We start from the raw sequence: 10,855 nt of genomic DNA, 5'->3' as shown, positions 1-10,855 counted from the left end.
GCGATGAGCTGCGGGGTGTAGCCCTCGTCGACGAAGACCGTCTCGGCGTCCCCGAGGAGGGTGGCCGCGGGGGCACAAGGAATGTTCCTTGTGCCCCCACCGCCCTTCGGCACGTGCAGCATCAGGTCCAGACACGGGCGGGATCGCGAGGGATCAACCCGAACCGACCACGGCTTCCCGGCAATCGGTCCGCTCTGGCTGGCACCCTGCTGGTGCAGCAGGGTCAGTTGAAGTAGATCCCGGCGAACTCGCCCCCGAAGCCGAGGTCCGTCAGCGCCTGTTCGGCGTCACCCCAGGACCGGTCCGCGTACGAGAAGTTCGCCTCGAAGAAGTCGATGTCCAGCTCGCTCTCCTCCCACTCGTAGCCGCACCGGCAGCGTACGAAGACGCGCTGGCGGGTCTCCAGGAGCAGCCAGTCGCGGTTCGCGCGGCACGAGGAGCAGAGGACGAGGGTGCCCCGCGGGTTCAGTTCGCCGGGGTACTCGACGACGCGGATCACGGCACCACCCGGAGCGGGCTCGGGCAATATCACGGGGTAGTCCGGGATGTGCAGGTCGGCGTCGGAGAGCGGAGGGAGGTTCGAGGGGTCGTTCGGGTTCAGATCGCGTCTCGGCGAGTCCGACAAGCTGCAAGCCCTTTCGTCAGAGAGATGGTCGCTTAAACCCGGGCAGAGGCTGGAGTATTCCTCAAAGCAGCGACCGATACCCGATCGTGATCTTTTCCTGTGCGGGGGCCTTCGGCCCGTGCCGGGTACGCCGAGTTCTCCGGAGATCAGGCGGCCTCGGACACCTCAACGTCGAGCAGGTTGGTGACCTGCTCTAGGCGGGCGTGGACCTGGTCGGTGTCGGTACCGGTGACGACGAAGTGCGCGAGTCGGCCGGTGTACAGATTGCCGCCCTGATCAGGGAGGAGGATCTGCGCGCCGGCCTCGTGCTCGAAGCGCAGCCGCTCCAGCCAGTCGGGGGCACCGAGTTCCGTGCGGGCTTGGGCCCGACGGACGGTGCCTGAGGCGGAGGGCGAGAGAAAGCGGACCCCGGCGGCCTCTCGCCGGGTGGCGGTGAGGTCGGGCTCGCGGCCCAACGCGATGTCAACGGCGACCGCGGGCAGGTCGATGCCCGTGGCCAGCTGGACCAGGCGGCCGATGAGGCCACCGCCGAGGCGGGCATCGACCTCGATCAGACGCGGGCCACTGCTGGTGAGCCGTATCTCGACGTGGGACACACCGGTGTTGACGCCGAGGGCGTCCAGCGCGGCCTCGGCGACGGGCCCGACCTGCGCGAGGAGCGGGTCGCCGGCGAGGACGGTGTGGCCGACCTCCTGGAAGAGCGGCTCGGGACCAAGGGTCTTGCGGGTGACGGCGACCGGGGTGGTGATGCCGTGCGCGGTCACGCACTCCACCGAGATCTCGGGCCCATCCAGGTACTCCTCCACGAGCACGCCGGAACCCTCCTCGCCCTGGCCGACAGCCTGTTCGGAGACGTAGGCGAAAGCGACCGGAAGGTCTGCGGCCTGCTCGACCTTGATCACGCCGATGCCGGCGGCGTGCGCGGCGGGCTTGAGGACGACCGGGTATCCGATGCGGCGCGCGGCGGTACTCGCGGTGACGAGCGAGGTGGCCCGGATCGACTGCGCGGACGGCACGCCCACAGTTGCCCAGATGGCGCGTGCGGCGCTCTTGTTACGGCAGGCCGCGGCTGTCGCGGACGACTGGCCGGGAAGGCCGAGGTCGGTGGCGATCTGTGCGGCGGGCAGCAGACAGTACTCGTCCCAGGTGAGCACGCCGGCGATGGTGTGGCGGTCGGTGAGGCGGGCGACTGCGGCGCGCAGGGCGGCCAGGTCGCGCGGGTCGGCGACCTCGTGGTCGACGATGTGCGCCAGTTCCCAGGTCGGCGCGGTGGAGTCGACCAGGACGACCCGGTGGCGGCGCGCGGCGCTTTCGAGACAGTAGGCGCTGTAGGCGGGGTTGCCCATGGAGATGACGAGCAGGACGGTGTCGTCGGCGTGGGGCATGCGAACTTTCCGGTCGGGGCCGTAAGGCTCAGGCGGTTGGTGCGGTGGGGCGGTCATGCGCCGACCGGGCGGCGACCGGCGGCTTGGAGAGCGAGGGCAGCGGCGCAGAGCGAAGCGAGGACGGCGCTGCCCGCCCACAGCCAGTCGGAGCCCCGGTTGAGGGCGACGGCGCCGATCAGCGGCGCGACCAGGGCCGAGCCGCCGAACGCGGCGCCCCAGACTCCGAGGTAGCGACCACGCGCGCCGACGGGGGCAAGGCCAGCGACGTACGCGGCGGCGCCGACGCAGAAGGCCATCTCGCCGAGGGTCCACACGACGGTGGAGGCGATGAACGCGGCGGCACCGTGGGCGAGGCCGTTGGCGCCCATGCCGAGGCCGATGGCCAGCGCTCCGACCGCGCTGGCCCGCAGCGGCGGGGTGCGGTCCATTAGCGGCTGCAGCAGTGGCTGCAACGCCAGGACCGTGACCGCGTTGGCGACGTTGACCGCGCCGTAGACGGCGGGCGAGAGGCCGTCGGCGTGGATGGCCAGCGGGAGGCCGTACACCATCTGCTGATACACGGTGAGTGTGGCCAGCGAGATGCCGGTGAACGACAGCAGGCGCCGGTCGGACAGGACGCTGCGGTATCCGACCGGGTCAGGCGTGTTGGTCAGTCGGTCGGGGGTGGCCGGCAGGGCGAGGACGACCAGGGCGAAGGCGAGGCAGGTCAGCGCGTCGATGGTGCAGAGCCAGCCCATGTGGGAGCTGGCGAGGTACCCGCCGATGATGCCGGAGCCGGCTGCGCCCGCGTTGATCATCCAGTACTGCAGGCCGTAGCTGCGGGAGCGCTGCTGCTCGGTCAGGATGTCGGCGACCCAGGCGCTGATCGCGGTGCGGGGGGCGTCGAAGACCATGCCGATTGCGGCGGCGAGGGCTACCAGTTCGGGGACGGTGGTGGCGCGGGCGAGCAGTCCGTAAGCCGTGGCGGTCAGGGTGAGGGAGACGACGATGGTGCTCTTGCGGCCGATCCGGTCGGCGGCGGCTCCGGAGAGCGGCTGGCCGAGTACCCATCCGGCCCCGAACGCGGCCAGGACCTGGCCGGCGGTGTCGACGGAGAGGTGGAGCTGGGTGACCAGGTAGAGGGTGAGGTACGGGACGAGGACGGCGCCGATGCGGCTGGCGCCGTATCCGATCACCAGGACCCAGTACGTGGCGGGGAAGCGCGTGGCAAATGGCGCTGTCGCCGGTCCGGCTTCGGCGGCGGCTTTCGACAAGGGGCTGCTCCAGCAGGGGAGTTCGGGTGACGACCGTCAGGGTGCGGCGTACGGCTCGACACGGATGGCCAGGGCCTCGCGCAGGTCGGCGACCTCCTGGTCGAGCGTGTCGAGATTGTCGGGGACGTAGAGGATGCGGCCGGCGCGTGTGACGGTGCCGACGCCCATCGGTGCGGGCTGGCCGACCGTGAGGCGGATGTCCGCGTGGAGCACTCCGGGCAGCGCTTCGATGACGTCCGGGTCGGCGACGTGGGTCACCGTCCCCGCAGGGGCGGGGATCATGACGGCGGTGAGCGCGGGGAAGTGTGGGGCTCCGTCGAGGTCAGGGACTTCGTCGACGGCGAGGGCGGCCAGGGTTGCGGGCAGGTCGAAGGCGTACATTGCGGATGCGAGTTCGGTGATGCTGCCGCCGCCCGGGCGTGCTCCGGCCTCGCCGACGAACAGGCCCTTGGTGCGGTCGCGCAGGATCTCGCAGTGCACCACTCCGGTGTGCGCGCCGAGTGCGGCTGCGGCCTTGCGGGCCAGGTCGGCGACGTCCTGGGCGTCGGTGTGCCCGAGGGGCAGGACGGTGTCGACGGAGGCGTCGCCGACGCTCTGCAGGAGCGGGGCGTCGTAGCGGCCCGGCACCGCGAGGAGCACGGTCCCGCGGTGGACATACAGGTCGCAGAAGAACTCGGTCTCGACGTCGAGGAACTGTTCAACGAGGAATCCGTCGCGGGCCCCGTGCAGGGAGTCCAGGACGTGGCCGGCGGCGAGGCGGCCGGTGGGGTCGGTGATCCGGGCGTCGAACGCCCCGGCGTCAACCAGCTCGTTCAGGTGGTCCCGGTCGCGCACGACGAAGGTGTTCAGTGTGGCCAGCCCGGCGCGGGGCTTGATCAGGACGGGCCAGCCCAACTCGCCTGCGGCGGTGGCGACCTCGTCGGCGTGGTGGACCACCCGGTGCCGGGCGACGGGTAGCCCGGCGGCGGCGAGGGCGGTCTTCATGGCGGCCTTGTCGGTGTAGGCGATGGCGGCCTCCACCGTCAGGCCGGGCAGCGCCCGCAGTCGGCGGAGGTGCGCAGCGGCGACGATGGCCTGTTCGTCGATCGTGGCGATGGCATCGACCTGAGGCAGGCGGGGTTCCAAGGCCGTCAGGGCGTCCAGGTCGTCCCAGTGTTCGACCGTGTGCTGCTCGACGCCGGGAAGGACAGTGGTACCGGCAGGCTGGAGGACAGCGATGGTGTGGCCAGCGGCCAGAAGGGCGTTTTCCAGCAGGGGATTGCCGGTGGACAGGACGAGGACGTGCTTCAGGGGGCGCTCCGGTATAGGGAAGGTGGGGGTGGGAGCCGTGCTGGGCCTGCTCGACGCTTGGCTCCTAGCGGACCGGTGGGGCTTCGTGCGGCGGCCGGTCGCTGGTGGTGATCTGCCAAGCGGTGGCGGCCTGGCGGGCGCGGGCCTCGGCATGCCCCGCGGTGTCGCCGACGGCGAAGACATGGCCGGCGGGGGTGAGCGTGCCAACGCGCGTGGGGTTCTGCTGGCCGACGTGGACAAGCTGGTGCACGTCGATGACACCGGGCTTCTTCCGCAGCTCGTCGGCGCTGTCCATGCCGGTGATCCAGCCGGGTGGGGCGATCGGGGCGGCCCAGGCCACGGTCGGGCCGCCGCTGCGCAGGGCCACCTGCGGGATGAGGTCCATGGCCAGGTCGGCGGACAGGGCCCAGGGGTTGATGCCGTGCTGGAGCTTGAGCAGGTGGGGCAGCATGGCGCCGCCGGGGCGCAGGCCGATCTCCCCGACCAGCAGGTCGCCGGAGCGTGCGAGCAGGATCTCGACGTGGGCGAAGCCGGTGACCAGCTGGAGGGCGTCGGCGGCGTCGCGGGCCAGGTCGATGACCTGCTGGGTGTGGTCGTCGTCCCGGCCCAGCAGCACGGAGCCCAGCACGGCGGTGCCCAGCAGCGGCCCGGGATACCGGCCCGGCACGGCGTAGACCTCCCGGCCTTGGTGGCGCAGGATCTCGCAGTGGAACTCGGCGAGCACATCGATTCCCTCCTCGGCCATCAGGCCGCCGCTGGCGTGGTCCAGTCCCCTGTGGATGCCGGAGGCGTGAAGGCTGGCGGGCAGGGTCTGGGGGCCGAAGGCGCCGCTGGCACGCAAGCGGTCGAGGTGGGCCTGGTCGTGGACGAGGAGGGTGCCGATCGCGGCAAATCCCCTGCGGGGCTTCACGACGACCGGCCAGCCGAGCAGTTCGGCAGCGCTCTCGATGTCGGCGACGCTGTCCAGAGGGACGTGCCCAGCGACGGGGACGCCGGCGGCGGTGAGCACGTCCTTCTGGATGTGCTTGTCCGTTCCGGCTGTTGCGGACTCCCTGGACTGGCCGGGCAGGCCGAGCCGTTCGCGCAGGAATGCGGCGGCCCGCAAACAGGGCTCGTCGGTGGTGAGCACCGACTCGACGGGCAGCGCGGCCAGTTCGTCGGCGAGGGCGGACAGCTGACGCCGGTCGTCCCACGCGGCGACGGTCAGCATCGGGTAAGGGACACCGCGGGCCTCACGGTCGCTCTGGGCGGCGGGCGATACGACGACGAGGATCTGCTGCCCGCGCTCGGTGAGCAGGTCTTCAAGGTCGGAACGGAGGGCGGAGAGCACGACGAGCATGCTCACGCTCCTTTCTTTCTGATCGGGTGTGGGCGCAGCCCGGCATCCCTTTGCGGCGGTACGGGCACAGTGGCGGTGCGGTGCATCCGGTGTCCGCTAGCGCTGGCGGGCGACCTGTTGGTGGGGCTGGCCACTGGTCCACTCGCGGGGTTCGGTCGACTCCAGCGCGACGGGGGGCAAGGCCGCCGAGGTAACGCGGGCGGCCGAGTCGCGGCTGGACGAAGGCATCGCTGGGGGCGCAGCCTGGACGACCTCGCCGAGGAGGTCGGCGGGGCAGGCGTAGCCGATGCCCTCGCTCTGGAAGGCCCGGACTGCGCGGGTGACTGCGGCGCTTCGCGCGGCGAGCCCAGTCCCGTCGGGGGGCAGTTGGAACTGAATGTCCGTGGTGGTGGAGCGGTCCACGAAACCCGCCTCGCGCAGCAGCTGCTCGGCACGCGCCTGGGTGGCCAGCAGTTCTTCGCGGCCGGGGACGCCCAGCTGTGCCAGGCGCTGGTACACGACCGCGAGCATCGCTGGGACGCTGCCCCGGTTGTGTTCATGCGGGCCGCCGGGCTCACTGTTGTAGATCACCTCGAACTGGTCGTCGTCCTCCGGGTGGTTCCGGGTGACGTGCCAGCTGTCGGGGAAGCCGGGGATGGCGGGGTGGGCGTCGTCGGTCTCCTGCGGCGGCGCGATGCTCAGGTGCCCGCCGTCGGGCAGCAGGGCATGAACGACGTAGTCGCTCAGTCCGAAGTCCTCGACGCACTCCAGCCCGCGGTGTTCGAGCGGGCCGGTGATGTGCGGGTACCGGAGACTGATCCGCTCCGCGTCGAGGGGCCTCGGCGTGAACGGCCCGTGCACGTAGGCGTTCACCTCGTGGGGCTTCTCGATGAACAGGACCGTCACCTGGGGCTCGGACTCCACGGTCACTCTCCTCTGCTGCGCGGGACGGGGGTGGTGCGCCCCGACGCGGCGTTGATCGCGTCTGTAGGCGGGCGGATCACCAGATTCCGTGCAGCGCGGCCGGATGCATCCGGCCGATCTTGTGCTAGTGCCTCCTTCGACGGGCTGGAGCCTGCCGTTTCTGGAGCAATTCGTTCCGCGCTCGGCAATCGCGATGAGAGGCTTTACTCCGTGGATTCGAGGAGATATCTCGGGCAGGCCGGCATGGAGGCAGCCGTCCTCCCCTCCCGGGCGGCGTACCTGATCGCGAGCGGAAGCGAGGCCGGGTTCCGAGCGGCAGTAACGCAGGCCAGCGGCCGGTGGGGCGGTATGACCGAGCCCATCGTCGAAGCCCTGGCTTCGGGTCTGTCCCAGCTGCACGAGCAGACCGTCCGCGTCGCCAAGGTCGAGGCGCTCGTCAACATCGACGCCGACCCCCTGGCCGCCAAGGAGATCGCGGCGCGCCTGGGGCTGCCCGTCATCGCGCTTGCGGACAGGCAGAGGTACGGCGCGGTGTTCAACTGTTCCCCGGACGAGGTCAGGGAGTTCACGGACCCGGCGTACCCGCCGATCGCAGCGAGCCCGACCGGGCCGCTGTGGCAGCTGGCTGTGGCCGGCTGCGTGGAGCCGGGTCTTCGCGAGCACGCGCGGGTGGGCGAGCAGGAGGACGAGTTCGGCTGGTACCAGCTGCGGGAAGACACCCGGATCCAGGGCACGGTCGCGCAGTTCGGTGAGTACCAGAGCACTACCCCGGGGCACACCTCGATGGTTCTGTGGGTCGTCGAGGGCGAGGGTTTCGCCGACAGCCTCGACTTCTGGAACACCAGGGCGCTGCGGCCGGTCAACACGATCGACATGCCGATGCTGCTGCTGCCGGGCGCCGACGCGGTCAAACACTGGATCGGCTTCCCGAAGCAGGTGGCTCATCTGCTCGGCTCTCGCCCCGGCCAGTTCGCGCCCGACGTGGCTCTCGTCAGCCGCTCGGCGTCGCCCGAGCAGTTGCTGGAACTCGCTTCGGTGCTCGGACTGGAGCCCACCGAGGAGGAACCGCGGGCAGGAGCACGGCTCCCCGTGCCCCCGGCCCGGACCGCCCCGTTCACCTTCCGGACGGACCTGGACCCCACAGCCTGGGTGACCCTCGAACGCCACTACGGCGTGCCGACGTCCTTCGATGTCCAGGTCTTCGCCGACGGACCGAGCACCCTGCGCTTCACCCAGCCCGTCCGGTTCAACGGGCAGGCCGGCGCCCTCGTGAAGTTCTGGGGCGAGCCCCTGCTCGGTCTCCCGGCCCGCCCGTCCATCGCCCGGCTCGTCCACCCCGGTGCCCAGTGGCGGGACGGCAAGCTGCAGCTCGCGTTCCTGCCGATGCCCCATCAGCTCGCCGTTCAGCTGACGTTCCCCCTGCTGCCGCAGGCCACGCAGCAGCTTCTGGACGATGTCGCCACTGAGCACCAGCTGTCCTCCGCAGGACGGCTGGGCACCGCCCTGGCCGAGCGCGCCGACAGCACCGTGCTCCTCGAACCCGGTGTCTACGAGGCGGCCATCGCCTTGACCACGCCGCGGTCCAAGGAACTGTTGAAGCGGCTGCGGGAGCTTCGGGCGGACGGCGATCCGGACGCCGACCTCGCCGAGCTGGCCGCCACGTGGGGCGGCCGGTCCGAGCGCCGCTATCTGCCCGCCGATAAACTGCCGAACGTCAGGGCGGAGGACCGGGCGGCGGCGCTGGAGCGGCTGTGCGCGTTGGGCTGGGCCGAACGCGGGTTGGAGAGCCTCTGCCCCTCGTGCACCAGCCGGTCGTTCGTGCCGCTCGGCCAGACCAGCGGTTCCCCGCAGTGCCCCGGGTGCGGCGCCGTGTCCGCCTACCAGTCCGGCGGCGCGCCGACCGCCGTGCACTACCGGCTCGACAGCTTCACCGACCGGGCCAGCGACAACGGCCTGCTGCCGCATCTGCTCGTCGTCGCCGAGCTCTGCCGGCGCAAGCCGCGCTCCCACTTCCTCCCCGGCACCGACGTCACCTTCGACGATGGTACCCAGGAGGAAGTGGACATCTTCGGTGTCTGGGACGGGAAAGTCCTCTCCGGGGAGGTGAAGACCTCAGCCTCGGAGTTCGACGAGGCCCAGCTCCGGCGCGATGTCGCCCTGAGCAAACGGCTCGGGGCGGACGTGCACCTGCTCGCCTCGGTCACCCCAGTCTCCGAGGCTGTCCGGAACACCGCGCGGGAGCTGTGCGACGCGGCCGGGCTGGAGCTGGAGGTCCTGGACCAAGCCGACCTTCGCCCAGCCGCGCACAAGCCGGTCCCTGCGACTGCGGCCGACGGCCTCGGCTGGCTGCGTGCCGCGACGGCCGACCTGGCTGCGCTGGTCGAGAAGGGCAAGCCCGTCAGCCACGGCCAGGTAGCACGGATCTTGAAGACCGCAGGCGGTGGCGCCGCCCCGGTCCCCGGACACATCGCGGCTCTTTCCTGGGCACTGACCGAGCACCGGGACGATGCCGCAGACCTTCTGCTCCGTCTTCTCGGAGCCCTCGACACTGCGATCCGTGAGCACGGCGCCGCAGAACAGGAGGCATAGACGCTGCTCGGCTGCTACCAGCTGCCGAGCAGCCGCAGACCTCCGAGAGGTGCCAGTCCACGCTTGGGCTTCATCGAGCCGGAAGGATACGAAGCATCCATCAGAGTCCCGCAGCTACTGCACTCGATCGAACAGCCAGCCTTCAGCAGAGACCTCTTCAAGACTTCCCATCCGGGGCTGACACCCCATATTGGAATGATACGGAACCAACAGGGCCCCTCGGTCGCCGGTGTGATGAGTGAGATCACCACGCCAACGGCGAGTGGCCCTGTCCTGTCACGTCCCTGTCCACCAGCCCACTTACACCCACGAGACAGGATGAAAGAGGTTCAATGACACAGACCTACCCTGAGGACTGTTCGAGATTTAGGCAGGGGCGGCCCGGTTATGTGGCCGATCTGAAGGGGGGAAGCAATGCCGAACAACACACCGTCTGCCCCGTCTGACCCTGTCGAGCAACAAACGGCGCCTGCCCCGAAGGAGCGGCACGTGTTGCTTAGCGCGTGGGGAACGCTCCTAGCCGGAGTAGCCGCCCTGATGACCGTAGCGACTGCTATTGCGACCTCGTACGTAGCAGTCGCAACCTATCGGGATCAAAGAGACGAAGAAAAACAAAAAGCCGAGAGCGAATCAAGAAATTTCGCCGAACGTGTCGAATTTACGATGACGGGTGAGGGTGTCGCAATTATCGATAACCCCAATCAGTTTCCTCTGAGCAGAGTAACGTTGAGATCTTCCGTCAGCCCGGACGGCCTCTCTTACAATATCATGGCAAACATGAGCCCCACGTTGATACCTGCATGTACCCGACTGACTGTAAGATTCGACAAGGTTTTCTCAGGAAGACTAGGAGAGTTGACGGTCAAAGATTCGACGCCAACCTTCGGGCCCACTGAAGCACGCTTTCAGGACCGGAATAGGGATGAATGGGCAGCAAACGGCAGCTCTTCCTTTGCTCGACTACCCAACGGTGAAAGCTACACAGGGCCCACATACCGCTACGGCTCGGACTCATGGTGGGACAAAGGGTCCGACACGGGGGCCGAAATCCGCCAAGTTTCATTCGGAGCGAACCGTAAAGTAGCGGTACGCGATAAGTCGCCACGCTGTAAATAGAAGTCGCCTACGCGGCTTCAGTGAATCTCTTTCATCCTGAATACGTGCAGGTCACCAGGGCGTGGACGGCTTGGACGATGGCGCCGATGCGCATCCTCAGGGACTGGTTCTCACTGTAGAGATTCACGGTCACCGTGGCGAGGGCGTCGAGCTTGCCGTTCAGTTCGGTGATCTCGGACTTGCTCGCTCGTAGTTGTTTGCGGAGCTCGGCGATTGTCTCGTCGCGGGCGACCTCGCCGGGGGTGCGGAGGACGGGCCACGCGACCGTCCATCGCGCCGAGGACGTCCTCGGCGAGATCGCCATTGACCTGCGAATCCTGACCGCTCGCCGCACGGACCTGTCGGCCGATCGCAC

At 69.4% G+C, this 10,855-nt stretch carries 8 protein-coding genes; 1 reads left to right on the top strand and 7 read right to left on the bottom strand.

The genetic code is table 11. The features are described 5' to 3' along the window. Positions 1 to 223 precede the first annotated feature (223 nt). From ABZX85_RS50365 to ABZX85_RS50340, 6 genes are all read right to left on the bottom strand, one after another. Positions 224 to 625: a hypothetical protein gene (locus ABZX85_RS50365; RefSeq protein ID WP_355885164.1), complete on the bottom strand. Its 402-nt coding sequence runs from the start codon at positions 623 to 625 to the stop codon at positions 224 to 226. A 146-nt stretch (positions 626 to 771) separates the two neighbouring features. Continuing rightward, entirely contained in the window at positions 772 to 2,010 is a 1,239-nt protein-coding gene (locus ABZX85_RS50360; protein ID WP_355885163.1) for an ATP-grasp domain-containing protein, read from the bottom strand. A gap of 53 nt (positions 2,011 to 2,063) precedes the next feature. Then, the gene (locus ABZX85_RS50355) at positions 2,064 to 3,263 is read right to left on the bottom strand and encodes an MFS transporter (RefSeq protein WP_355885162.1); all 1,200 of its coding nucleotides are present in this window, start codon (positions 3,261 to 3,263) and stop codon (positions 2,064 to 2,066) included. A gap of 36 nt (positions 3,264 to 3,299) precedes the next feature. Then, complete coding sequence (locus ABZX85_RS50350; protein WP_355885161.1) at positions 3,300 to 4,388, bottom strand: hypothetical protein; 1,089 nt, start codon at positions 4,386 to 4,388, stop codon at positions 3,300 to 3,302. 229 nt (positions 4,389 to 4,617) lie between these two features. Continuing rightward, entirely contained in the window at positions 4,618 to 5,892 is a 1,275-nt protein-coding gene (locus tag ABZX85_RS50345) for a hypothetical protein (RefSeq protein WP_355885160.1), read from the bottom strand. A 96-nt stretch (positions 5,893 to 5,988) separates the two neighbouring features. After that, complete coding sequence (locus tag ABZX85_RS50340) at positions 5,989 to 6,795, bottom strand: hypothetical protein (RefSeq protein ID WP_355885159.1); 807 nt, start codon at positions 6,793 to 6,795, stop codon at positions 5,989 to 5,991. A gap of 210 nt (positions 6,796 to 7,005) precedes the next feature. On the opposite strand from ABZX85_RS50340, the gene ABZX85_RS50335 reads away from it, so the two are divergent. Next, positions 7,006 to 9,384, top strand: coding sequence for a hypothetical protein (locus ABZX85_RS50335; protein WP_355885158.1), 2,379 nt, complete (start codon positions 7,006 to 7,008; stop codon positions 9,382 to 9,384). 1,147 nt (positions 9,385 to 10,531) lie between these two features. On the opposite strand, the gene ABZX85_RS50330 is transcribed toward ABZX85_RS50335, so the two are convergent. Beyond that, positions 10,532 to 10,804: a hypothetical protein gene (locus tag ABZX85_RS50330; protein WP_355885157.1), complete on the bottom strand. Its 273-nt coding sequence runs from the start codon at positions 10,802 to 10,804 to the stop codon at positions 10,532 to 10,534. Between the last annotated feature and the right edge of the window lie 51 nt (positions 10,805 to 10,855).

This window comes from Streptomyces sp. NPDC004539 (genome assembly GCF_040610055.1).
Lineage (GTDB): Bacteria > Actinomycetota > Actinomycetes > Streptomycetales > Streptomycetaceae > Streptomyces.
Note: the sequence above shows the minus strand (reverse complement) of the source record. Positions and strands in the feature narration are given on the sequence as shown.

Excerpts from the sequence above, each read along its gene's own strand:
- ABZX85_RS50360 (WP_355885163.1), bottom strand. The coding sequence starts at position 2,010 with ATGCCCCACGCCGACGACACCGTCCTGCTCGTCATCTCCATGGGCAAC.
- ABZX85_RS50345 (WP_355885160.1), bottom strand. The coding sequence starts at position 5,892 with ATGCTCGTCGTGCTCTCCGCCCTCCGTTCCGACCTTGAAGACCTGCTC.
- ABZX85_RS50330 (WP_355885157.1), bottom strand. The coding sequence starts at position 10,804 with ATGGCGATCTCGCCGAGGACGTCCTCGGCGCGATGGACGGTCGCGTGG.